Source organism: Paenibacillus sp. sg306046 (genome assembly GCF_059821225.1).
The window spans coordinates 67,519-90,258 of record NZ_JCAMRT010000022.1; the positions used below are offsets into that span (position 1 = coordinate 67,519).

A 22,740-nucleotide genomic window follows, 5' to 3' on the forward strand; every position below is an offset into this window, starting at 1 on the left:
ATGGTCGTGATGCTGCGATTCAGGAGACGAAGATCCGTTATAATCGGGGATGCATACTCATTCGCTGCCTGTCAGTCAATTCCTGCCTGCTGCTTCCATTTCCATGTGTTTTGCGCTTTATCGTGACGGATGCTTTCTCAATCGCCTTTGGGCAAATGGCGCTGCGGACGCTGCGTGCGATGTCGACGTCGCCGTTACGGCTTCGCCTGGCCCGTCATCGAAGTGCCGGCTGCGACAAACGTCCCGTCGAACGTGTACACGACCTGCTCCGTCAGCCGCTCTCCCTGAAGCTGGCGCTGCACCAGCTGCTTGCCCAGCTCCGGCGTAATGCCCTTATACCATACGCCTTCCGGGTAAGCGATGACGACACATGCGTCTGTACACCGTCCGTTGCACCGGGTCCGGGTTGTGTGGATCAGGTGATCCGCCTCAAGTCGGCTGATTTCCTCACGGATCGCGAGAGTAACCTCCTCGCCTTGCCCGCGCATGCAGCTGCCCCCGTTGCAGATAAACAGGTGACACCGGGTTTCCTGCAAATTCCATGTTGCCACGAAGCCAACTCCCCCCTCCGCTTTATGTTCCTTGGCAGCAGCGCGTAAGCCGGCTCAGGCAAGCCGCAGCCGGACCTGACTCGCCCTTTCGCCCGACCCGCGCCCTACCTCACTCGCCTAATTAACCGGCCCACGCCGCCTCACTCAGTCTATTCGCCCGGCCCATGCCTCGCCTCAATCAGCTTACTCGCCAGCTCGCGGCTCCTGCTCCAGCTCCAGCATCAACAGCTCGCGCAGCTCCTGCGTCGTTAATCCGCCCAGCGATTCCGGCCCCGGCTCGATAACCGCGTCAATCAAATCCCGCTTGCGCTGCTGCAGCTCCACGATTTTCTCCTCAACCGTCCCTTGCGCGACGAGACGGATGACCTGCACCACCCGTTTTTGCCCGATCCGATGGGCGCGGTCGGCGGCCTGCTGCTCCACCGCCGGGTTCCACCATAGATCGTACAAAATAACGGTATCTGCGCCTGTCAAATTCAGCCCGGTTCCGCCCGCCTTCAACGAAATCAGGAAAAGGTCGCGCTCCCCCGCATTAAACCGGTCGCATAGCTCCACCCGCTCCGCAGACGGCGTAGCGCCGTCCAGGTAAAAAAACGGCAAGCCGCGATAAGCCAGCTCCCTGCTGATCAGCCGCAGCATCTCCGTGAACTGGGAAAACACAAGCAGCCGCTTTCCGGCAGCGCGGCACTCCTCGACAAGCTCCAGCAGCTGCTCGAACTTGGCCGAGCTCCCCTCGTACCCTTGCACAAACAACGCAGGGTGACAGCACACCTGACGCAGCCGGGTCAAGCCGGCCAGTATTTTGATTCTGTTTTCGTGAAAGCAATCCTCATTCAGATGCTTGAGCGCTTCTTTTTGCAGCTTGGCCAAATAGACGGTATACAGCTTTTTCTGCTCCGGCAGCAAGGCGGACGTGTGGACGGTTTCCACTTTGTCCGGCAGCTCCTGAAGTACATCGGACTTGCGCCGCCGCAGCAAAAACGGACGAATTCGCCGGGCGATGGTTTCACGCGTCAGCCAGCTGAAGGTTTGCTTATCAGGGAACAACGCCGGAAACACAATATCAAAAATCGACCACAGCTCGTCCAGCCCGTTTTCCACAGGCGTTCCTGTCAGCGCAAAGCGGTGCTTGGCCTGGATCGACTTGACCGCACGAGCCGTCTGGGTCGCATTGTTTTTGAACGCTTGCGCCTCGTCCAAAATCATCGCATGGAATACACGCCCGGCGTACGCTTCCACATCCTGACGCAGCAGCGGATACGAAGTTATGACGACATCCGCCTTGTCGGCCCGCGCGAGCAATACGCCGCGTTCAGCCGGGCTGCCGTCGATGACAATCGCTTGCACGTCCGGGGCAAACCGGCTCAGCTCACGGCGCCAATTGTACACGAGCGATGCCGGACAAACGATGAGCGCGGGCCTGGATGCTTGGCGAATTTCGGGCAGCGCCGATACGAGAAACGCCACGCTTTGCACCGTTTTGCCAAGCCCCATCTCATCGGCGAGAATACCGCCAAGTCCGTAATGAGCCAGCGTTTTCATCCATTGAAATCCGTACGCCTGGTAGTCGCGCAGCACGCCCTGCAAAGGCTCGGGAACCGGGAAGTCGAGGTGGTCAGGATTGCGCAGATGCTCCAGCATCCGGCGCAGCGATTTTCCAAAGCGTACCGGATGCCCAAGCTCCGTTGAATCGCTCAAGCTTAGCCCGCGGATCGCGGGCAGCCGGATCATGCCATCCGTCCAATCTCCTTTACGTGCGCCCAGCTCATTGAGAAAACGAACCAGCTGCTGAAACTCCGCCGTTTCCAGCGGCAGCAGAGAACCGTTCGGCAGCCGGTAGTACCGGCGCTTCTCCTCCAGCGCAAGCAGCAGCTCGCGAATGTCCGCTTCGGGAATGCCCTCCAGCTCGAAGCGGCACTCCAGCCAATCGACCCGTTCATCCACATCAACCCTGATACGTGGCGGAACGGGCGCGGCCAGCACCCTGACCTTGACCGCCGACGTTGCATATACATCCACCAGCGGCTCCAGCTGCGGCAAAATATCGGCGAAAAATGCAAATTCCTCCGCTTCTCCCTCCAGCACATACCCGCTTTCCCGTCTGGAAAACGGCGCAAGACCGAGCAGCTCCATAATCCGCCGCTCTTTTTCTCCGTCCCGCATCAGGATGCGGTCGGCTCCGCGCTTGCCTTGCTCCGGCTCCAGCGGATTAATGACAATATCGCCGTATTGAAACTCCAGACCGGCCAGCAGCTTTTCCTTCACCCGGTCCAGATACAGTCTGGCGCGCAGCTCCACCTGCAGCACCCGGTCCGAAATCGCCTGCGTAATCCGCACCGGACCCAGCTTCATCAGCCCGGGAACCACCTTGTCCATGAAGGCCCCCATCCGGTCCGCCGGAATCGCGACCTGACGCTCCCCGGCCGCTTGCAGCGCGGCCAACAGCTCAGCCAGTCTTCCGCCTGCGTCGTCGGGCAGCTCCAGCAGCCGATCCTGCGTCCATACGACCCCGTAATCCGGCAGCGCCAGCAAGCTGTCTTGTCCATGCACGGTAAGCACATAACCGTCAGCTGCTCCGTCTCCCTGCCGCTCGTCGAACTCGAACGCAAGCGGCAGCTGACCGGCCGCCACCTGCAGCGGAGCAGGCTTCATCCCCGGGCGCACAAGCCTAGCGACGGGAAGCCGCCGAAGCAGCGGCAGCAGCGCGTCCCAGGAATCCGGTGGAATGAGCAGCACACGGTCCCCGCTTGCACCCGGATCATGCGACGGATACAAGCTGATCGTTCTCCGATACAGCTGCTCGTTGCGCAAAATACGGAGCAGCTGCCCGATCACCGCATGATCCTCCTCGCAAAAGCGGTGCAGCTCCGGGTCGTAGGTGAAATGCCTCGATACCCGGTAAACCGTCTGCGCGCCGATATGCTCCAGCAGCTCCCTGATCCGGGAGACGACATAAAGCGGCTCCGGGCCCAGCCTCAGCTCCAAACCCGGCATGTACTGACCGGGACCGCATGAAAACGGGCTAAGCGTAACCTCCATCCGCAGCTCGGTCCGCTTGTCGAGCAGCACGCCGGTACTGAGCCGCTTGAGCGGCGGACGAGCGAACACGCCAAGCACACGCTGGGCCAGCAGCGCTGCGTTGCCCGCATCCGGCACGGTCGCGCCCGTGCGCTCCGCTCCTGCTCGCCCCTCCAGCCGCGCATTGCCCGCCAGTTTAGCCGCTCCGGCGTTTTTCACCCTCTCGGCAGCTTGCCCCCTTCTCGCCGTCCCGGCTGTATCGGCCGTTCCCGCTGCCCTTGTCCTTGCTTCATCAGCTGCATGCTCATGCTCTGCGGCCGATGAGCCGCCCTCTGCTTGCAGCCTGTGCAGCAGCACTGCCGCGACATGCTCGCAAAATTGCTCCTGACGCGGAAAAGAAGGACAGGTGCAGCCCACCTCCACCTGCCCGCTTGCGGTAAGCTCGACACAAACATGAAACGCGCCGCCGGCTGCCCCGACGACAGCCTCGTAAAGCGGCTCATCCGACGGCCGGGGCGTCACCCGACCCTGCCGTTCAAGCGCCGCTCCCTTCTTGAATGATGCCGGGCCGCATACTTGCCTGATCATCCGTTGCGTCAGCTGAACGCTCATCATGCCTCAGCTCCCTTGCTTGCGATAAATCTATGTATCCCTGGAAAAGCAGCTTGCCCGCCCCCGGAACAGCCGGAGCAGCGGGCAAGACAAGATTAGCGGAGACCGCCGGGCAGGCATCAGGATACCGCCTTGCCGCCCTTCTTTTTGCAGTCTCCGCGCTTACAGGCATGATAGATCCCGATAAAATCAAGCCGATGATCCGTTACCTGAAATCCATATTCACGCTGCAGCCGCTCTTCCAGCTCCGTCAGCCAGTCGTCCTTGATTTCCTCCAACGCTCCGCACGTATGGCATACGAGATGGTGATGCATATGCTCATGCTCCTCGCTGCGCAGGTCGAAGCGGGCCACGCCGTCGCCGAAATTCATTTTCTCTACAATATGCAGCTCCGTCAGCAGCTCCAGCGTCCGGTATACCGTCGCCAGCCCGATATCAGGATACCGCTCCCTGACGATCATAAAGACGTCCTCGGCGCTCAAATGATCCTGCTCATTTTCCAGCAGCACCCGGACTGTAGCCGCTCGCTGAGGCGTGAGCTTGTAGCCCTTCAGCATCATCTGCTGTTTTATTTTGTCAATCTCGTCCACAATGTTTAACATTAGGGACACCTCCTCGTATAGCGGATGCTCTATGCTGTAAAAATTACGAAAAAATCAGCATCTTATCCAGGCTGCACGATATAAGCGTTATGCCCACCTGCCGCTAGTTTAGCATTATTCTAGTTTAGCACACCCCTTTCCTATCTGTCATGTAACAGCTTTATGTTTTATTACTAAAATATTTATCGTTGACATTTACACAATTATTCCTTACAATGTTCACATAATAGACAAAATAAATAGACAGTTTGGAGATGAAAATCATGGAAAACATCAAAGCTGTTGTAAAAGGTATGATTTTTGGCGTCGTTGGGTTTGCTGCATTACCAATCCTGCTCGTTAAAACAATCGTCGAGATGTTCGGCTAATCGAACTGGCTTCCTTCGTTTTTTACCAAGACGACCTTCATGGTCGTCTTTTTTGGGTCCATCGTCTTTCAGTCATTTTCTCCCTGACACGGGCAGTAATTCGTTTGAGCGCGCTGGCGTGCGGCTGCAGCCGACAGCGGCGCGGCTCTTGCCAGCCCCTGCCGGAAACTTGCATTGAGGCGCTGCACTGCAGCTCCCAGCTGCAGCCGGTTTGCTCCGCCCGCGTTGCCGGTCGGCACTTATCCTCCGGTTCCGAATTGCGCATGATGCAGCCGGCTGTACACCCCGCCCGCCGCCACCAGCTCCTGATGCCGTCCCTGCTCGCTGATCCCTTGCTCCGTCACAACGACGATCCGATCCGCATTGCGAATCGTCGCTAGCCGGTGAGCGATGACCAGCGTCGTCCGCCCGGCAGACAATTCGGCGAGCGACTGCTGAATAACTGCCTCCGTTTCCGTATCCAGCGCCGAGGTCGCCTCGTCAAGAATGAGGATAGGCGGATTTTTCAGAAACATCCGGGCAATCGCCAGCCGCTGCTTTTGCCCGCCGGACAGCTTCACGCCCCGCTCGCCGATGACCGTCTCCAGCCCGTCGGGCTGTGAGCGGATAAACGCGTCCAGCCGGGCCCGACGCGCCGCCTCCCACACCTCCTGCTCCGAAGCGCCGAGCTTGCCGTACAATATATTTTCACGGATCGTCCCGGCAAATAAATAGACGTCCTGCTGCACGATGCCGATCTGGCGGCGCAGCGACTCCAGCTTCACCTCGCGGATGTCTGTCCCGTCCACCCGAATCGCGCCTCCGGTCACTTCATAAAACCGCGGCAGCAAGCTGCACAGCGTCGTCTTGCCCGCGCCGGAAGGGCCGACAAACGCCACCGTTTCTCCTTTGCGGATCGTCAGCTGAATGCCGTGAAGCACGTCGGCATCGGCTTCATAGCCAAACGAGACGTTATCAAACCGGATGTCCCGTTGCAGCGGCCCAAGCTCCACCGCGTCAGGCGCATCCGCCACATCCGGCGCTGTATCGAGCAGCTCGATATACCGCTTGAATCCGGCGATGCCCTGCGGATAACTTTCGATAATCGCGTTTATTTTTTCAATTGGGCGGAAAAATACATTTGTCAGCAGCAGAAAGCCCATAAACTGGCCGTAGCTCAGCTCCTTCTGAATCACAAAATACGTGCCGCACACCATCACAAACAACGTGACAAACCGCATCATCATATAACTGATCGAGCCGTTTTTGGCGATCAGCTTGTAGGACAGCAGCTTCGTCAGCCTGAACCGGCTGTTTGCGACCGCAAACTGCTTCTGCTCGTAATCCTCGTTGGAAAACGCCTGGACGACACGAATGCCGCCGACGTTATTTTCGACGCGGGCATTAAATTCGCCGATATCGCCAAACAGCTGCTGAATCGCCTTCGTCATCTTTCCATTAAAGTAAACGACCAGCCAAATAATCGCCGGCACAATAATAAACGTCATTACCGCCAGCTTCCAGTTGATCATCAGCATCAATCCAAACGCCCCGGTCAATGTCATCACGGCGATAAACAAATCCTCAGGACCATGATGCGCCATCTCGCCAATCTGCATCATGTCGTTGGTCAGCCGCGACATCAGGTGTCCCGTTTTCGTATTGTCGAAAAACCGGAAGGACAGCTTCTGAATATGCTCGAACAGCTTTTTACGCATATCCGTCTCAATGTTGATGCCCAGCATATGGCCCCAATAGTTGACGATGTACATAAGGAACGTATTCAACACATACAAGCCAAGCAGGCCCAGCGACGCTGCGATAATCAGCGACCATGCCTCATTCGGCAGCAGCTGGTCAATAAACCGCTGGATGATCAGCGGAAATCCAAGCTCCAGCAAGCCCGCGACCACCGCGCACCCGAAGTCCAGCATAAATAACCCTTTGTAGGGCCTGTAATACGATAAAAACCTGTGAATCACTTTGCTGCACGCTCCTTCTGACTGTATTCCTGCCCCCTGGTAAGCTTTGCTACAGGTTTGGCGCAGGAATCAGCTTTTTGTCGGCCTAAATGAGAATAGTTATCATTATAATGGAAAGCGCAGGAAGCGTCCAGAGTCGGAGCGTTCGTGGAGTGGGTAAAGTTTAATTATGATGATGCTCGCACCCATTGCAAGGACTTTTGTAATGGTCTTAAAGCACCCCATATGATATGATGAGTCCGTTAGTTGTAATGATTACATTATATAATGGGGGAAGATCATGAAAAACATCTCAATCCGCATTAAACTATTATCAGGCTTCGCCGTCGTGCTTGCTTTACTGCTTATGATTATTGCCCTCGGCTTGTACCAGGCGATCTCGCTGAACAGCACGTACACCCAGCTCATCGATGACCGGGCAGCAAAAATGGTCAAAGCCAAGGATATGCTGACCGACGTAAAAGCCCAGCAGGTGGCTGTACGGGGCTATGCGCTGCTCGGCGACGATATTTCGTTAAGCAGCATCAACTCGACGCATGCCAAGTTTGTCGAGTCGCTCGCCCACATGAAACAAATTTCAACGTCGGAAACGATGCAAAAGCTGTTGGCTCAGACCGGCACACTGGAAGCCGAATATTATGCGCTTTCTATGCAGCTGGTTGAGTATAAAAAGCAAAATAACACACAAGCCGTCCAGGACTTCATTATTAACCGGACTCGAAACCAAATTATCGCGCTGGAAAAAGCGACGGATGAGATGATTGCGTTTCAGTCCGAACAGCTCCAAACCGGCGTCACCGATGCCGAAAGAAAAAGCGTAACCATGCAAAATCTCATTTTCGGTCTGGGCCTCGCCGCAATTGTGTCAGGCGTCGCCATAGCGTTGGTGATGGGCAAACTGATTGCTACTCCGCTGTCAGCCATTTCCCGGGTTGCCGAAAAAATCGCCGGAGGCGATTTAACCGTCGAAAAAATGATGATGAAAAGCAACGATGAGCTTGGCAAGCTTGCCAGCAGCTTTAATAGGATGACCAACAACCTGAAAACCATGATTACCCAGGTCAATGAAGGCTCCTCGCAAGTAGCTGCGGCTGCCGAGGAGCTGACGGCCAGCGCAGAGCAGGCGACGTCCGTTACCGGGCAAATCGCCTCCACCATGCAGTCCCTTGCAAGCGGCTCGGATACGCAAGTGTCGCTGGTGACCGACAGCCTGCAGACGACAAGCGAGATGTCAGCAGGCTTCCAGCAAATCGCAGCAAGCACCCAAAGCGCATCTGCCAAGGCTGAAGAAGCCTCCCAAAAAGCCGAGCTTGGCCATCAATCCATTGCGACCACCATTGAACAAATGAATGCGATCCAGCACAAGGTAAAGAATCTCAACGCAATCGTCGAAGAGCTTGGCGGACATTCCCAGGAAATTCGCCAAATTGCAAGCACGATTGCGGACATCTCGGCACAGACCAATCTGCTTGCGCTCAACGCATCCATCGAAGCCGCTCGGGCGGGCGAGCACGGGCGCGGCTTCGAGGTCGTCGCAGCAGAGGTGCGAAAGCTGTCACAGCAGGCTGCGGAGTCCACCAGCCAAATATCGTCCCTGATTGCCTCCATAACAGGGGGCGTTGACAAAGCCGCGCAATCCATGACTACCGTTACGACAGAGGTACAGGCAGGCATCCATACCGTGCATGTGGCCGGGCAATCGTTCGAGCACATCCGGCAAGCCGTTCACGACGTAGCCGTAGGCACCGGGGAAATATCTTCCGCCATCCGGCAAATGACCGCAGGCGTCGAGCAAATGACCGATTCAATGAAAGTCATTTCGGAGGTGACCGAAAGCGCGGCAGCCGGGACGGAGCAAGTGACGGCTTCTACGGAGGAGCAGCTTTCGTCCATGAAGGAGGTATCCTCCGCCGCGACCTCGCTCTCCCAGATCGCCGATCAGCTGCAGCTGACTGTTGGTCGGTTCAAGGTGTGACGAGCTTACGTTCTATAGCCGCCTCGTCCACTTTGTATATGATTTCACCTCCATTGTGAAAAAGCAACCCGCTCGATCATGAGCGCTCTTGAACATGCCATCCGAAAACTGCTGCTTGGTTCACTATTATTGTAATTGCGACTTCTGAAAAAGACTTATGATCTCCCGGTCACCAACAAGAAATCCGGAAACGTAAGGATAAACGAAATCAAACGCAGATTTATTTCCTTGTGCCAATGTTTCACTAACTACGATTCCATTTCTTGTATTAATCAGAATCATCGAATCACCACTTTTTAATTGAATGGCGGGCAAATATCTTTCCACATTTATGTCCGATCCATCTATATGTGTAACGAACCCTGCAACATGTACATTCTCAGGCAGGTCAACTAAAGTATCAATGATGCAAATTGAGCGATTTTTGTTTAATTGCAGCTCTTTAAACCCGCAGTACCAATCGACATTTATTTCACGCGTGTTTTCAGAATATGAAACAACATAATCCATGTTTTCAGCAAGAAGTCTCAAAGGCACATAAGTTGTGTTATTGTAGATAAAAGCCGGATTTTCAGGGGGCAGTACGAACATCGTTTTATTCACTTTTATCGTTGATGAATGTAAGAAAACCTCAATGGTATCTTTAGATTTAGCAAGAATGCTGTCTATCCTTGTACTTAGTATCATTAATAAACAACTAAACAGTATAATGTTTAACTTTTTAAGTTTTATCTTCCCCTTCAACTACTATCACCTCAGTCATCTATAGGTCTGTATGACTTTACAGTTGTACGAATAGTTCATGTTGAACAACTCATGAATTTCTTATCATTTCTAAACATGTAATCAATAGTTTTAAGCCTCCTTTTTTATCAACAAAACTAATTATAACAAATTTGTAAATAATATTTATATAATTCCAATATTTTCACCTGACATGCGGATTGTATATTCTGTACGAAGTACATCTACTTGCACTTACACCTACTATGCTTATGCCAGTCCATCCACACCACACAAAAATAGCTTTCACCCACGGCAAACGCGTAGGTGAAAGCTTTCTCATTTCACTTTTGACATCAGGCGCTCAGCATGATCGGCTTCGGACAGTGGTCAGTTTCCGCAGCTGCATCGCATCAGTCTCTAGCCTGGCCTCTTGACTTCCCCTAGCGCCAGCACAAGCCGTGATCGCTCTAGCAGCCTTTACAGCGCCTGCTCCAGCGCCGTTTTTTGCTCCGTGTAGCGGTTGGCCGGAATCGGCAGGCCCAGATTGCCGCGCAAGGTGTCCGCTTCGTACTCCGTGCGGTAAATGCCGCGCTCCTGTAAAATCGGCACGACCAGCTCGACGAAGTCATTCAAGCCTGCCGGCAGATGCGTATGAATAATGAAGCCGTCGGCGGCCTCCTCCTCATGCCATTGCTGGATGAGATCGGCGATGTTCTCCGGCGTGCCGATAAACGAACTGCGCGGCGTTGCCGATCGCAGTGCGACCTGGCGCAGCGTCAGCCCTTCGGCCTTGGCCGTTTGCTTGATTTTATCCGTACCGCTGCGGAAGCTGTTGCGGCCCAGCTCGCCCAGCTCCGGAAACGGCTCATCAAGCGGATACTGGGAGAAGTCGTGATGCTCGAAGAAGCGGCCCAGGAAATTCAGCGCATTTTCAATCGAAACGAGTGCGGCCAGCTCTTCGTACTTGCGCTCCGCCTCCTCTTCCGTCCGGCCGATAATCGGCCCGATGCCCGGCATAATGGCAATGTCGTCAGCGGAACGGCCCTCCTGAATGGCGCGCTGCTTCACGTCGCGGTAGAACGCCTTAGCATCCTCAATCGTTTCATGCCCCGTGAATACGGCGTCGGCTCCTTTGCCTGCCAGCGCTTTGCCGCTTTCCGATGACCCGGCCTGGAAAATAACCGGCTGCCCTTGCTTGGAGCGTGCGATATTCAACGGACCCTGCACGGAAAAATGCTTGCCTTTATGATTCAGGCGATGCAGCTTCGACGGATCGAAAAAGACGCCGGACGCCTTATCGCGTACAAACGCGTCATCCTCCCACGAATCCCATAAGCCGCGCGCCACTTCCAGAAATTCCTCGGCAATTTCATAGCGCTCGCTATGCGTCGGATGATCCTTTCTGCCGAAATTCCCGGCTGAGCCTTCGAGCGGCGAGGTAACAACGTTCCACCCGGCTCGCCCGCCGCTGATTTGGTCCAGCGACGCAAACTGCCGCGCTACATTAAACGGCTCGCTGTACGAGCTGGACAACGTGCCGACCAGACCGATTCGCGACGTCACCGCCGCCAGTGCGGATAAGATGGTCAGCGGCTCAAACCGATTCAGAAAATGAGGGATCGACTTTTCATTAATGTATAAGCCGTCAGCGATAAACACCAGATCGAACTTCCCGCGCTCCGCGGTCAACGCCTGCTGCTTGTAGAAATCCAGGCTGACACTTGCATCTGCCGGAACCTCGGGATGTCTCCAGCCGGCAATATTGCCCCCGACCCCGTGAATGATGGCCCCGAATTTAATCTGCTTGCGTCTTCCCATACTGAAGCCCTCCTGAAGCGCGCCGCAGTTATCCTGCAGCCGCTGTGTCCTAGTTTACGTGCATTCCTTGCACCTTGCCTACATGATGATCGCCAATCAGATCGCGACATGAACGCTTACCCGGCTTCCTGCTCCTGCAGCAGCGAGGCTTGCGCCAGATGCAGGCGGTAGCTCTTGACCAAAATATCGCCGTTCATAAATTCCTTGTCGTATGCCCGCTCGAAGCCAAGCCGTTCGTACAGCCGGACAGCAGCCGCCATCATATCCGACGTATGCAAATGCAAGGTGGCCGCGCCTTGCTCACGCGCCAGCCTGGCGCTTGCACGGATCAGCTCCGTCGCCGCGCCTGCGCCGCGCGCCTGGCGCTCCACGGCCAGCAGCCGGATAATCGGCGACTGAATGTCAAGCTCGGAACGGCCGTAAGCCGTCTCCGAGGAATCAAACAAAAACACGCTGCCAATCACCGCGCCGTTCAGCTCGGCGACCAGCTTGACGCTCTGCGGGTCGTCGATGGCCAGCAGGATGCTCGCCTTGTATTCTTGCCAGCGCTGCTCGGACAGCACCGCTTCATATTCGCCGTACGCATCCAGCAGCACCGCCTCCAGCGCACTGCGATCCACAGCCTCCGCTTGTCTGACGATCACTTGACTGCTGCTCATCAGCTTCCCTGCTTTCCGCTGGCTTCTTCCCGCTTGATTCTGCGAATTTGCGCCAGATGGGTCTGGACATGGGCAACAAAGGCCGTGATGATCGTCGCAATCGCCACCGGCTCGCCCTTCGCATTGATTCCGCTTTTACTCCATTCCTGGTCGGTCAGCCTTCCCAGCAGACGCGCGTTATATTGCACCAGCGCATGGGCAGCGGCCAAAATATGCGGAACGTCCTCCTGATTGGCCTTCTGCCCCGCCACCCATGCATCCTGATCAAAGGCAGGCAGACGTACCGGCGAGCCTGCCAAAATTTCGCGCAGCCGGAATGACACGACGATGCTGTGATCGACCAGATGCGTCAGCACCTCCGTCACGCTCCACGACGCAGGAGCCGCCTTCCAACGCAGCTGCTCCTCGGTCAGCTCTGCAATTTCCTTCTCAATTTCATCATAGGCTTGCAAGTAAGCCTCAATCGCTGCTCCCGCTGCCTCTACCGCTGCATGCTCACTCATGGCTGTTGCCTCCTTGGCTGAAATTAAGCTCGCTCAGCGCATCCGCCGCCAGCGCGGCCAGCAGCTCCGCCGTGGACGGAAGCGCCGCTTCATTGACATCAAATGCCGGATGGTGCCATTGCTGCGGGCCGTCTGTGCCGATAAACAGAAACGCGCCCGGCGTTGCCTGCAAGTAAAAAGCAAAATCCTCGCCCGCCGGTGACGGCTGCGGCTCAACGACGGCCATCTGCTGCGACACCGCCGTACGGGCAGCCACAGCAGCCCAGCGCGCATCATTGACGACGGCAGGCGGCCCTTCCTGCCACTTCACCCGCGCTGCCGTGCCGAAGGCGGCTGCCACCCCATGCACGACCTGCTCGAAGCGCTTGCGCACCTTTCGCCTGACTTCCCCGTCGAACGTCCGGATCGTACCGTCGAATACGGCCTCATCGGCAATCACATTCCATGCCGTCCCGACATGCAGCCTCGTGACGCTGACCACGGCGCTGTCCAGCGCACTGACATTGCGGCTCACGATCGTTTGCAGCGCCGTAATGATATGAGCGGCCGTGACAACCGGGTCAAGCCCCGCCTCGGGCGCAGCGGCATGCGTGCCGAGGCCGTCCACCGTCACGATGAAGCCGTCGGCTGCCGCCATCAATGGCCCGCTGCGTACGCCTACCGTGCCAACCGGCAAATCCGGCTTGTTGTGGATGCCGAACACCGCATCAACACCATCGAGCGCTCCGCGTGCAAGCAGCTGCTTCGCGCCCGTCGCCTTCTCCTCGGCGGGCTGAAACAGCAGCCGCACAGTACCCGTCAGCGCCGCCTCCCGCTGCTTCAATAGAAAGGCGGCGCCCAGCAGCGCAGCCGTATGAAAATCATGGCCGCAAGCATGCATCCGGCCGTCAATCGCAGAGGAGAACGGCAGTCCCGTCTCCTCCTGAATCGGCAGCGCGTCGATGTCCGCCCGCAGCGCGACAGTCGGCCCGCCGGAGCCGCCGCCGATTTCGGCGATCACGCCGGTCTTCAAGCCATAGTCGACCACGCGGATACCCGCCTCGGACAGCCACTTGCGGATCGCCTCCGAGGTGGCGAACTCCTCGCCGGACAGCTCCGGCTGCGCGTGAAGCTGCCGTCGGATCGCGGTCAGCCGCTGCGCCAGCGCCGTTTCCGCCACCGCGCTCACACCAGCTCCTCCGCGAACGCTTCCTGCACCAGCTCGAACGAACGCACGCGTTTGGCGAAATCCGGCACAATCGTCGTAAATACAAAATTATGAATGCCGTATTCTTCGGCAATCTCCAGCAGCCGGCGACGCACCGACTCCTTCGTGCCGCGCGTAATATCGGCGTCGCGCTCCTCCGCTGTATAGTCCTCTCCGGCCTGACGGGCAAACTCGGCTGCCTGCTCCAGCGAGGCGACATTGACCGTTTTGCCGCTGGCGAGCATCACCCGGACACTCTTATGCTGGCCCGCCAGCTCCTGGGCTTCCTCCTCCGTATTCGCAGCGATCACCGATAAAGCAAGAATCGCCTGCGGCTCGCGGCCCTGCGTCCGGTTGAACCTGGAACGATAAAGGTCAAAGGCGGCCTTGGCCGTCTGCGGATCATTGTTGATAAACAGCGCGAACGCATACGGCAGCCCTTGCGACGCCGCCAGCTCTGCGCTGGACAAGCTTGTGCCCAGCACATAAATATCCGCAGGCTGGGATGGCAGCGGGCTCGCCTGCAGCCCGGCAAGCGGATGGTCCGCGCCCGTCGGACCTGCGAGCAGCTGCTTCAGCTCCGTCAGCTTCGCCTCCAGCGTATCCGGCTCCGCGACGCTTTTCTGCAGCGCCCGCGTCGAGCGCGGCAAGCCGCCTGGCGCCCGCCCGATGCCCAGCTCAACCCGGCCCGGAGCGAGCGTCGCGAGCAGGTTGAAGTTTTCCGCGACCTTGTACGGGCTGTAATGCTGCAGCATCACACCGCCCGAGCCGATCTTGATGCTGCGGGTGTGCGCCAGCAAGTAAGCAATCAGCACCTCCGGCGAGGAGCCGGCCATCTGCGGCGAATCATGATGCTCCGCTACCCAGAAGCGCACATAGCCGAGTCCTTCCGCCAGCTGCGCAAGCTTGACCGTATTGCCGAGCGCCTCGGGAGCCGTTTGACCGGGAAAAATAATACTTTGATCCAAAATACCGAACGTAAATGACATCCGATAAGCCTCCTTCAAATGGAATAACTGAGTTCCGGTGTAATGCGCTTGAGAAACTGCTTCGTACGCTCCTCCTTGGGCGAGCGGAACAGCTCCTTCGGACTGCCTTCCTCCACAATGACGCCGCCGTCCATAAACACGACATGATTGGCGACATCCTGCGCAAAGCCCATCTCATGGGTAACGATGACCATCGTAATTCCTTCTCTCGCGATGCTGCGGATCACCGCCAGCACCTCGCCAACCAGCTCCGGGTCCAGCGCCGAGGTCGGCTCGTCGAACAGAATGACCTCGGGGTTCAGCGCCAGCGCTCGCGCAATGCCGACACGCTGCTGCTGTCCGCCGGACAGCTCGCTCGGGTAGGCATCCAGCTTGCCGCCGAGTCCGACCTTCTCCAGCAGGGCGACGCTTCGCTTCCGCGCCTCCTCCTTGGGCAGCTTTTTCACGACCAGCAGCCCTTCCATCACGTTTTCCAGCGCCGTCTTATGCCGGAACAAATGGTATTGCTGAAACACCATCGCCGATTTCTGGCGCAAGGTGTGAATCTCTTTTTTGCCGGGGCGCTTGCAGTCAAGCGTAAAATCGCCAATCGTAATTTGCCCGTCGCTTGGCTTCTCCAGGTAGTTGATGCAGCGCAGCAGCGTCGTTTTGCCGGAGCCGCTCGGTCCGAGAATCGCGACCACTTCACCCTTATGAATCGTCAGGTCGATCCCCTTGAGCACCTCCGTGCGTCCGAAGCTTTTCCGAATATGTTGCAGCTTGATCATGATACGCCTCCCCGGTTGTACGTGTTGAACCGTTTCTCGGCCAGTGCGGTCAGCCGCTCGATCAGAAACGTCAGCGCCCAGAAAATAAGCGCCGCAGCGACGTAAGACTCGAAAAACCTCCAGTTCGTCGTTGCGACGATTTGTGCCTTCGCATTAATTTCCACAACCGATACGGTGAAGGCCAGCGTCGAGCCGTGCAGCATCCCGATGATCATATTGGACAGGTTCGGCAAGCTGGCCGCAAAGGCTTGCGGCAGCACGATGCGCCACAGCGCCTGCCCGGTTGTCATCCCGACGGAATACGCCGCTTCCATCTGGCCTTTGTTCACGGCAAGCATGCCTGAACGGACAACCTCCGACATGTAGGCGCCAGCCGTGATGGAAAACGAAATAAAAGCAAAGCCGATCATCGGAATCTGAACGGAACGAAAGCTTAGCCCCCATGCTTCGGCTACCCCATCCACCAGCAGCGGCAAGCCGAAATAAATGAGCAGCAGATGCGTCAGCATCGGCGTTCCCCGAATAAAGGTGACGTACGCCGTCGCTAGCTGGTGCAGCAGAGGAACCCGATACTCGCGAAGCAGCGCCGTTGCTGTGCCGATCAACAAGCCGCAGCACACCGAGACGGCCGTAATCGCCAAGGCGGTTGGAATCGCGTCCAGCAGCTCCACGAAGGCGGTCCATATAAAGGAAGCATCCAGTGTCATCCCGTTGCCAGCCCCTTCCGCATCAGCCTGCGTTCCAGCAGACGGAACAGCTTCTCAAGTCCAAAGCTGATGATGAAATAAATGATTGCCAGCGAAATGTACGTTTCGGCGAAATGTCTGGACATCACGGCCAGCGTCTGCGATTTGCCGGTCAGCTCCATCATGCCCAGCGAGAAGGCCAGCGACGTGTCCTTGAGGTTTGCAATAACGAGATTGGCGAAGACAGGCAGCGCAACCGCCAACGCCTGCGGCAGCACGATGCGGATAAATGCTTGCGGCCCCGTCATGCCGACACTGTAAGCAGCCTCGACCTGCCCGCGGTCAATCGCGCCGACAGCGGCGCGAATCATTTCGGCCATGTACGCCCCGCTATGGAGCGCATAAGTGAAGATGACGTAATACAATGCCGGGATTTTCGCAGCGTCGATCTGAGCGAGCTTGAGCAGCTCCGGCAGACCGTAATAAAACAGAAACAGCTGGATCAAAATCGGCGTGCCGCGAAAAAAGGATAAATAGATGCGCGACAGCTGCCGGGCAACCGGAATCTGGTAAAGCTGCGGGAGGGCGACGATGAAGCCGACGCCCAGCCCGAGTACAATCGAGCATGCTACAATTTGCAGCGTAACCGGTATGGCAGGAAGCAGCTTTACCAGGTAATCGAACACATAGCTGATTTCAAACGATGCTCCCATGCGGCTGCCTGCCTTTCATTGAATGATCTTAGGATTCCTTGGTTGTATAGTCTCCGCCCAGCCATTGCTTGCTCAGCTTCGTCAGCGTGCCGTCCGCCTTAATTTCCTTCAGCGCGACGTCGATCCGGTCCGCCAGCTTTTGCTGCTCGGGATCATTTTTGCGGAACATAAACAACGTATTGGATTCGCTGAGCGCCGGTCCTACCAGCTTGAGCTTGCCTTCCGGATCAACGAGCGGCAGCGTGAAGTCCGCCGACAGAAACGCTTCGACACGGCCCGTCGTCACCTGCTGCACCGAGTCATTGGCGCCGCCGTTCTGGTACACGAGCTGAATCGCATTGTTGTTTTTCTTATTGTAGTTTTCCAAAATGATCGCCTGCGCGCTAGTCGCTGTCGTCAGCACCTTCTTGCCCTTCAAATCGTCGAGCGAACGGACCGTGTCATTTGTTTTCGCGACGGCAACCTTATTTCTCCAGTGCGAATACGGCTCCTTATTGAACAAATATTTAGCTTCCCGCTCCGGATTTTTCTCCATCTCATGCGCAACCATATCAATTTTTTTCGTTTCCAGGCTAAGCAGCAGATTCGTAAATTCAAGGGTCTGGAATTCAAATTCGTAATCGTCCAGCCGCTTGTCGATTTCCCGCACCAGCTCGACGTCATAGCCTGTCAGCTTGCCGTTTGTATCAATAAAGCAAACGTTCGGAAATTGCGTGCCCGTGCCGACGACAATTTTTGTCGCTTTTGCCGCAGAGCCGCCCGTCGCTGTTACTGCCGCTTCCTTGCTTTCGCCGCTTGTTCCGCATCCGGCCAGCGCCGTCGCAAATGCCAACACCATAGATACTTTGAGCCATTTTTTCATGTTCGTTCCCCCGCCATCGCAAAATGTAAATTATTCTCATAATTCCTACCTGTAAAGTATGAATTAGTGTTGACTACACTTTATCACCCGAGTCCCACTAGCGTCAATGGCTTCCCTAATAGAGAACTTCTATAAGCTGATTGAATAATCCGATGCAGAAAATCGTTTGCCGAACGCAGCCGCCGCTTCGACCAGCTCGGTATGCTCGCCTGGGCAAGCGACCAAATTCGTCTGCAGGGCGATTCCTTCCGTTTCGGGCAGCAGCAGCGGATAAAGAAGCCCTTCCGCCGCCTCGTGACGGGCGCACAAATCCGGTAAAAAGCCGATGCCTGACTTGTGGATGATCAGCTTGCGGGCCATCTCGGAATTATCGGTCTGAATCCGGATATTCGGCGGCTGCTCCAGCGAATCAAATACCCGGTGAATCCGCAGCCAGTCGAGCGACCCGCATTCAAAAAAAACGAGCGGCTGCCGGGCCACCTCCTCCGCCGTAACAAGCGGCTGCTTCAGAAACGGATGATCCTTGTACACGTACAACCGAATCGGATCTACATAAAATTTGACGGACTGCAGGCCCGGATGATGCGCCTTCCGCACAAATCCGATATCGACCTCCTTGTTCAGCACCTTGCTCACAATATCATCCGTTGTGCCTGTCACCAGCTTGTAGCTGGCCTCCGGAAACCGCTTCTGCAAATACGGAAGCAGCTCCGGAATCATGTAATTCGACACAGACAACGTGCAGCCGATCCGGTATTCATTAGGCTGGGATTTTTTGTGATGGATTTGCAGCTTGCCCGTCTTATACACCAGCAGCAGCTGCTGCGCGTAAGGCAGAAACCGTTTCCCGTCCTCGGAAATTTGGACCTGCTTGCCGAGCCGGTCAAAGAGCTGGCAGTTCAGCTCCTGCTCCAGCGATTTGATCCTCGCCGTAACCGACGGCTGAGACAAAAACAGCGCCTCCGCCGCCTTGTTAAAGCTCCCGCAATGAATGACGTACACAAACGCTTCAATATTTTCGATATTCATAGCAAGCACCTCGCAAGGGAATGATCCACTTTATTCATAGTATGAAGATGTGAATTATTTGTTTTAAAGTAACAAACCCACTTGCTTCTGTCAATATTAGAAATGGGGAAGAGCCGCTCTTTATCGTTCAGCCAATTGACATCCAATTAAGCAGCGATTGAACCTTGATTTTGTAACTTAAAGGTGATATTATGTGTATTATAGGTTACAAATAAGGAGGAGATTTATTTGTCTATTGAATCAACCCGACTGGAAAAGGATCGGACAACGTTCATTAAAAGAAGCCTGATTGGTTTTTTACTATGGCAGCTGGCTTTTTTGACCAGGTATCTCCATGTTGACACCGGTACCTTCATCACAGGCTTCATTGTCATTATTTCTGTTACGGGCAGCTTGGTTTGGGCCTACTACCTCATAAAAATAGTCAGCTTGTCATTTCGCATCCAAAAAGAGCGCTCGTTGGCCATATCATTAAATAACGAGTATTATCAAGTGCTTCGACTTAAGAGCTTTACGATCGGCTTTTGGATAACTTCAGGATTGATCGTGTCGTTATTTGCGCTCAGCCTGTATGTGGCATTAAATATTCAGCTTGTTTTACACCTCTTGCTTCTCATTGGTGTCATTTCTCCCCAGGTAAGCTACTTGATCCTTGACCGAGATGTGGTGCTCGACGATGAGTGAAGATATTCTGGAAAATACGATAAAGGTGCAACGAGCCAGAATGAATCTGACCCAGGAACAGTTAGCGGATTTGATTGGGGTCACCAGAAAGACGGTCAACACGATAGAAAATGGCAAGTTCATACCAAGTACAGTGCTGGCCATTAAGATGGCAAAAGTTTTTGGTCTTCCCGTCGAGGAATTGTTTATTTTGAAGTAATGCAAGGACATGATCGTTAACGTGACAAAGATCGCACCTAATCATCCCGATGATTTTTCCAGCTTTTCAAGCGATTGTTAGCGGACCGAATTCGCTACTCACCAATCGGATCGATCCTGAACGGATCGCTTTGGTTGGGCATTCCTTGCGGCGCGGCCACCGCACATATTCTGGCCCATACAACCACTGCCAAAGCCGCTTTTAATCTCGACGGTTATCTGTATGGCGATTATCCGGATGAACCTCAGCCGATGCCGCTGCTGATTTTGAATGGCGGTCTTACAATAAAAGATTTAGAGGAAACGATGACCGGTCTGGAGGGGGAACGTGCACTACGCAACGGGCTGCTGGGCAAAATAGGGCTTGAAATGACTCTTCCACAAACCGGGGCACTTGAGCTTCACTGTTCTGCCCCTCTATTCGCCACTACTTAAGCCGCTTGCCTCTGATCCTAAGGAGCAGCTCCGAAATCATGCGTGCAGCCGATCCAGTATTCATTGGGCTGGGATTTGTTGTGATGGATTTGCAGCTTGCCCCTCTTATACACCAAGTGCTGCCGCCAATACTGGTGATCTGGGGAGCCGTGCGTCTGCAAAGTAAAAACAGACGGAGTGCGCCCCAGGGAGGCTCACGTCCGTCTGTTTTGGGTTGATCAAGCAGCTCAAGGCGTTATTGGGGCAAAGTAAACATCACGTCAATCGGGTCACGGCCTGCAAAAAACGATGAATAAAGGCCTACTTTTTCAACTGGTGTTAAATGACCTTTTTCATACAGTAATTGGCCTAATTTTATCAACACCTCTGCTTCCCGTAAGGTCACAATTTTCGAATTAATTATATGTTCCGTACTGTTTGGTAATCTCCATGCCCAATCGTTTATTGCTGACTGTAGATTAGGGTAACGGACAGAAATATTACTAATATTTGAATATTCATGACAATGAGTATGAACAAAATATAAAAATTGCGAAATACAAAATGTACGATTTCTTACTCTTATTGCAGTACGAACTTCTTCAACAAATGGTTGAAACTCCGTTGGTAGCTCTCCCCAATCAGATTCTCCGATCTCAACCAGTATCTTTAAAGCTCTTTGTTTATCCGAGAATTGAGCAAGTCGCAAGATAATTTCTTTTTTAAATAAATCATTTACTCAACTTTCGCAGCATGAAATCGGCAAACAAGCCTTAATATAACTGGGCAAGGCAGCAATCCATTGCTGAAGTTGACGCCCAATCAAAGTGGATAGCTTTTTCCCTGCTTTCTTGGCTACTTCGTTGATCAAATCAAGCAACTGTTGCAAAGCAACCACCCAATCCAGTGTGCCGATTTCATCGCATAACAAATAAAACAAACCGCCAAAAGAGCGTGCGTCCGTGCTTTGCCTATGCTGCCACGCCAGTAGCATGTATCGGGAAAACACAATCGTCGTATGGCTGATCAGCAAATCGTAGGAACGGCCTTGAAACTCCTTTTGCAAGCGAAGCAGTGATTTGGTGCACTTGAAAAAGACCTCAATGTCCCAGCGGAAGGCATAAATCCGGATGATGTCTTCTACGGTGAGGGTAAGATCGGTCGCCAAAATCGCCAGCCACTCGTTTTTCTTCGAGCGATGACGAACAAACACGACTCGAACCGGAATACCCGAAGGAAGCTCGGTTTGGATTGAGCGGAGAATGCCGCGTTTCTGGCTCACGAGGGGAGAGGCCGCCGCGTACAGTTCTTTGAGCGACAGCTTCCGGCCTTGAATAAGGAAACGTTTGTTGTCATTCTTCACCATGCCGATCACATCGAGGCCGCGAGCCACGATTTCGCCGATGAGCGGCGCATGGGTAAACCAACTGTCCATTAAGACGTAAGAGGCATGGGTCCCTGCCTTCAGCGCCCGATCCAGCATGGACACGATGACCTGCGGAGCCGGCAGCAGCGCCTCTTGACGGCGTTTGTAGCCGTGCGACCGTTTGTCGATGTTCGCGTTCATGCCGTTAATAGCCGATTTGCTGGAACTCAGCAGCGCAAAATCAAGCGGCAAGAAGGTATGGCCGTCCGACCAACCCAGCGTGAGCATGCGGAACCCCTTGTAAAACGTGCCGGTGGCATGATCTTTGAACCTGGCCAGCAACTCGACCGCTTTGCTGCGATTACGTTCAAACATGGAATCATCGATGATGAAGACGGAGTCGCGATTCGCCGAGGTCAAGGCATCTACCTTCTGCACGGCAGCTGCCCCGAACAAAGTCAGGAAGCGACGCCAGGCAAAGCCGGTATGATTGAGAAAGCGATAAACGGCATCTTTGCCGGGAAACGAGTCGGCTTTGCTGCTCTCCAGCAAACGAAACCAGTTCTTCTGATGAAACAACAACACGAAAACGAGTTGAAACAATCGGGCTGGGCTGAAGCCAAACCGTTTGCGAAATCCGGCTTGCTGCAGAAACTTTAGGACATTCAGTTCTTGAAAAGCAAGCTTTAATTCGTTTGGCAGTTGATTGAGACCAGGCTGATCGTTTATCATGATGGAAGACACCTCTTCTGTCTGGTAGTGATTGCTCGATACTCTCACTTTACCAAACGAAGTGGTGTTTTTCTATTTTGCAAGCCAGGTATCGAATTGCTTATCATGCCTGCTGCTGCAAGGATTCAAGCCGATTTTTTATCTGCGAAAGTTGAGTCATTTACAATAAATGTACCTAGACATCTTCTAGCATCTTCTTCACTTGTTTCGTAATCAGATACCAGCGTTAGATATTCATCTAATACTTCATAACTCAACTTTCGCAGAACGAAAATCGGCTTTAATGCACGATGTAACTGAATTGAAGGCCAGTTCATTATG

General features: G+C 54.7%; 22 protein-coding genes. 4 read left to right on the plus strand and 18 right to left on the minus strand.

All coding sequences use genetic code 11. From position 1 onward, the window contains the following. Window positions 1-194 precede the first annotated feature (194 nt). From AC6ROY_RS20255 to AC6ROY_RS20270, 4 genes are all read right to left on the minus strand, one after another. Entirely contained in the window at window positions 195-551 is a 357-nt protein-coding gene (locus AC6ROY_RS20255) for a (2Fe-2S) ferredoxin domain-containing protein (RefSeq protein WP_500102416.1), read from the minus strand. A 183-nt stretch (window positions 552-734) separates the two neighbouring features. Further along, a complete protein-coding gene (locus AC6ROY_RS20260) occupies window positions 735-4,184 on the minus strand; it encodes a DEAD/DEAH box helicase (RefSeq protein ID WP_500102417.1) in 3,450 nt (1,149 codons plus the stop codon). Between the two features lie 116 nt (window positions 4,185-4,300). Further along, window positions 4,301-4,783, minus strand: a complete 483-nt coding sequence (fur, locus tag AC6ROY_RS20265) for a ferric iron uptake transcriptional regulator (RefSeq protein ID WP_500102418.1) — start codon at window positions 4,781-4,783, stop codon at window positions 4,301-4,303. A gap of 607 nt (window positions 4,784-5,390) precedes the next feature. Continuing rightward, window positions 5,391-7,112 (minus strand): ABC transporter ATP-binding protein, encoded by a 1,722-nt coding sequence (locus AC6ROY_RS20270; protein WP_500102419.1) that lies wholly within the window; start codon window positions 7,110-7,112, stop codon window positions 5,391-5,393. A 280-nt stretch (window positions 7,113-7,392) separates the two neighbouring features. On the opposite strand from AC6ROY_RS20270, the gene AC6ROY_RS20275 reads away from it, so the two are divergent. Beyond that, window positions 7,393-9,087: a methyl-accepting chemotaxis protein gene (locus tag AC6ROY_RS20275; RefSeq protein WP_500102420.1), complete on the plus strand. Its 1,695-nt coding sequence runs from the start codon at window positions 7,393-7,395 to the stop codon at window positions 9,085-9,087. 126 nt (window positions 9,088-9,213) lie between these two features. On the opposite strand, the gene AC6ROY_RS20280 is transcribed toward AC6ROY_RS20275, so the two are convergent. The 11 genes from AC6ROY_RS20280 to AC6ROY_RS20330 all read right to left on the minus strand — a co-directional run bounded on the left by AC6ROY_RS20280 (window position 9,214) and on the right by AC6ROY_RS20330 (window position 19,025). Then, window positions 9,214-9,831 (minus strand): stalk domain-containing protein, encoded by a 618-nt coding sequence (locus AC6ROY_RS20280; RefSeq protein WP_500102421.1) that lies wholly within the window; start codon window positions 9,829-9,831, stop codon window positions 9,214-9,216. A gap of 459 nt (window positions 9,832-10,290) precedes the next feature. After that, complete coding sequence (locus AC6ROY_RS20285; protein ID WP_500102422.1) at window positions 10,291-11,631, minus strand: LLM class flavin-dependent oxidoreductase; 1,341 nt, start codon at window positions 11,629-11,631, stop codon at window positions 10,291-10,293. A gap of 116 nt (window positions 11,632-11,747) precedes the next feature. Beyond that, window positions 11,748-12,290 (minus strand): GNAT family N-acetyltransferase, encoded by a 543-nt coding sequence (locus AC6ROY_RS20290; protein WP_500102423.1) that lies wholly within the window; start codon window positions 12,288-12,290, stop codon window positions 11,748-11,750. Further along, window positions 12,290-12,793: a DinB family protein gene (locus tag AC6ROY_RS20295; protein WP_500102424.1), complete on the minus strand. Its 504-nt coding sequence runs from the start codon at window positions 12,791-12,793 to the stop codon at window positions 12,290-12,292. The genes AC6ROY_RS20290 and AC6ROY_RS20295 overlap by 1 nt, the downstream gene beginning before the upstream one ends. Next, on the minus strand, window positions 12,786-13,961 hold the full coding sequence (locus AC6ROY_RS20300) for an amidohydrolase (RefSeq protein WP_500102425.1): 1,176 nt from the start codon (window positions 13,959-13,961) through the stop codon (window positions 12,786-12,788). Before AC6ROY_RS20300 ends, AC6ROY_RS20295 begins: the two co-directional genes overlap by 8 nt. Beyond that, a complete protein-coding gene (locus tag AC6ROY_RS20305) occupies window positions 13,958-14,968 on the minus strand; it encodes an LLM class flavin-dependent oxidoreductase (RefSeq protein WP_500102426.1) in 1,011 nt (336 codons plus the stop codon). The genes AC6ROY_RS20300 and AC6ROY_RS20305 overlap by 4 nt, the downstream gene beginning before the upstream one ends. A gap of 14 nt (window positions 14,969-14,982) precedes the next feature. Further along, on the minus strand, window positions 14,983-15,735 hold the full coding sequence (locus AC6ROY_RS20310; protein WP_500102427.1) for an amino acid ABC transporter ATP-binding protein: 753 nt from the start codon (window positions 15,733-15,735) through the stop codon (window positions 14,983-14,985). Then, entirely contained in the window at window positions 15,732-16,442 is a 711-nt protein-coding gene (locus AC6ROY_RS20315) for an amino acid ABC transporter permease (RefSeq protein ID WP_500102428.1), read from the minus strand. The genes AC6ROY_RS20310 and AC6ROY_RS20315 overlap by 4 nt, the downstream gene beginning before the upstream one ends. Continuing rightward, window positions 16,439-17,134, minus strand: a complete 696-nt coding sequence (locus AC6ROY_RS20320; RefSeq protein WP_500102429.1) for an amino acid ABC transporter permease — start codon at window positions 17,132-17,134, stop codon at window positions 16,439-16,441. Before AC6ROY_RS20320 ends, AC6ROY_RS20315 begins: the two co-directional genes overlap by 4 nt. 28 nt (window positions 17,135-17,162) lie before the next feature. Next, window positions 17,163-17,996 (minus strand): transporter substrate-binding domain-containing protein, encoded by an 834-nt coding sequence (locus tag AC6ROY_RS20325; protein ID WP_500102430.1) that lies wholly within the window; start codon window positions 17,994-17,996, stop codon window positions 17,163-17,165. A 129-nt stretch (window positions 17,997-18,125) separates the two neighbouring features. After that, window positions 18,126-19,025 (minus strand): LysR family transcriptional regulator, encoded by a 900-nt coding sequence (locus tag AC6ROY_RS20330; RefSeq protein WP_500102431.1) that lies wholly within the window; start codon window positions 19,023-19,025, stop codon window positions 18,126-18,128. A 228-nt stretch (window positions 19,026-19,253) separates the two neighbouring features. Between AC6ROY_RS20330 and AC6ROY_RS20335 the strand changes: the two genes are divergently transcribed. The 3 genes from AC6ROY_RS20335 (at window position 19,254) to AC6ROY_RS20345 (ending at window position 20,342) form a co-directional block, all read left to right on the plus strand. Further along, a complete protein-coding gene (locus AC6ROY_RS20335; RefSeq protein ID WP_500102432.1) occupies window positions 19,254-19,709 on the plus strand; it encodes a hypothetical protein in 456 nt (151 codons plus the stop codon). After that, window positions 19,702-19,908 (plus strand): helix-turn-helix transcriptional regulator, encoded by a 207-nt coding sequence (locus tag AC6ROY_RS20340; protein ID WP_500102433.1) that lies wholly within the window; start codon window positions 19,702-19,704, stop codon window positions 19,906-19,908. The genes AC6ROY_RS20335 and AC6ROY_RS20340 overlap by 8 nt, the downstream gene beginning before the upstream one ends. Before the next feature lie 134 nt (window positions 19,909-20,042). After that, a complete protein-coding gene (locus tag AC6ROY_RS20345) occupies window positions 20,043-20,342 on the plus strand; it encodes a hypothetical protein (RefSeq protein WP_500102434.1) in 300 nt (99 codons plus the stop codon). Between the two features lie 235 nt (window positions 20,343-20,577). On the opposite strand, the gene AC6ROY_RS20350 is transcribed toward AC6ROY_RS20345, so the two are convergent. From AC6ROY_RS20350 to AC6ROY_RS20360, 3 genes are all read right to left on the minus strand, one after another. Then, window positions 20,578-21,030, minus strand: coding sequence for a hypothetical protein (locus AC6ROY_RS20350; RefSeq protein WP_500102435.1), 453 nt, complete (start codon window positions 21,028-21,030; stop codon window positions 20,578-20,580). Between the two features lie 30 nt (window positions 21,031-21,060). Further along, the gene (locus AC6ROY_RS20355) at window positions 21,061-22,419 is read right to left on the minus strand and encodes an IS4 family transposase (protein ID WP_500102436.1); all 1,359 of its coding nucleotides are present in this window, start codon (window positions 22,417-22,419) and stop codon (window positions 21,061-21,063) included. Window positions 22,420-22,544: 125 nt separating this feature from the next. Then, the coding region (locus tag AC6ROY_RS20360; RefSeq protein ID WP_500102437.1) for a hypothetical protein at window positions 22,545-22,740 on the minus strand (196 nt) is incomplete at its 5' end.

What these genes read in the sequence shown, in the direction of transcription:
- AC6ROY_RS20295 (WP_500102424.1), bottom strand. Translation starts at nt 12,793, where the DNA reads ATGAGTGAGCATGCAGCGGTAGAGGCAGCGGGAGCAGCGATTGAGGCT.
- AC6ROY_RS20320 (WP_500102429.1), bottom strand. Translation starts at nt 17,134, where the DNA reads ATGGGAGCATCGTTTGAAATCAGCTATGTGTTCGATTACCTGGTAAAG.
- AC6ROY_RS20355 (WP_500102436.1), bottom strand. Translation starts at nt 22,419, where the DNA reads ATGATAAACGATCAGCCTGGTCTCAATCAACTGCCAAACGAATTAAAG.
- AC6ROY_RS20310 (WP_500102427.1), bottom strand. Translation starts at nt 15,735, where the DNA reads ATGATCAAGCTGCAACATATTCGGAAAAGCTTCGGACGCACGGAGGTG.
- AC6ROY_RS20330 (WP_500102431.1), bottom strand. Translation starts at nt 19,025, where the DNA reads ATGAATATCGAAAATATTGAAGCGTTTGTGTACGTCATTCATTGCGGG.
- AC6ROY_RS20340 (WP_500102433.1), top strand. Translation starts at nt 19,702, where the DNA reads ATGAGTGAAGATATTCTGGAAAATACGATAAAGGTGCAACGAGCCAGA.
- AC6ROY_RS20305 (WP_500102426.1), bottom strand. Translation starts at nt 14,968, where the DNA reads ATGTCATTTACGTTCGGTATTTTGGATCAAAGTATTATTTTTCCCGGT.
- AC6ROY_RS20315 (WP_500102428.1), bottom strand. Translation starts at nt 16,442, where the DNA reads ATGACACTGGATGCTTCCTTTATATGGACCGCCTTCGTGGAGCTGCTG.
- AC6ROY_RS20290 (WP_500102423.1), bottom strand. Translation starts at nt 12,290, where the DNA reads ATGAGCAGCAGTCAAGTGATCGTCAGACAAGCGGAGGCTGTGGATCGC.
- AC6ROY_RS20285 (WP_500102422.1), bottom strand. Translation starts at nt 11,631, where the DNA reads ATGGGAAGACGCAAGCAGATTAAATTCGGGGCCATCATTCACGGGGTC.
- AC6ROY_RS20275 (WP_500102420.1), top strand. Translation starts at nt 7,393, where the DNA reads ATGAAAAACATCTCAATCCGCATTAAACTATTATCAGGCTTCGCCGTC.
- AC6ROY_RS20325 (WP_500102430.1), bottom strand. Translation starts at nt 17,996, where the DNA reads ATGAAAAAATGGCTCAAAGTATCTATGGTGTTGGCATTTGCGACGGCG.
- AC6ROY_RS20260 (WP_500102417.1), bottom strand. Translation starts at nt 4,184, where the DNA reads ATGATGAGCGTTCAGCTGACGCAACGGATGATCAGGCAAGTATGCGGC.
- fur (WP_500102418.1), bottom strand. Translation starts at nt 4,783, where the DNA reads ATGTTAAACATTGTGGACGAGATTGACAAAATAAAACAGCAGATGATG.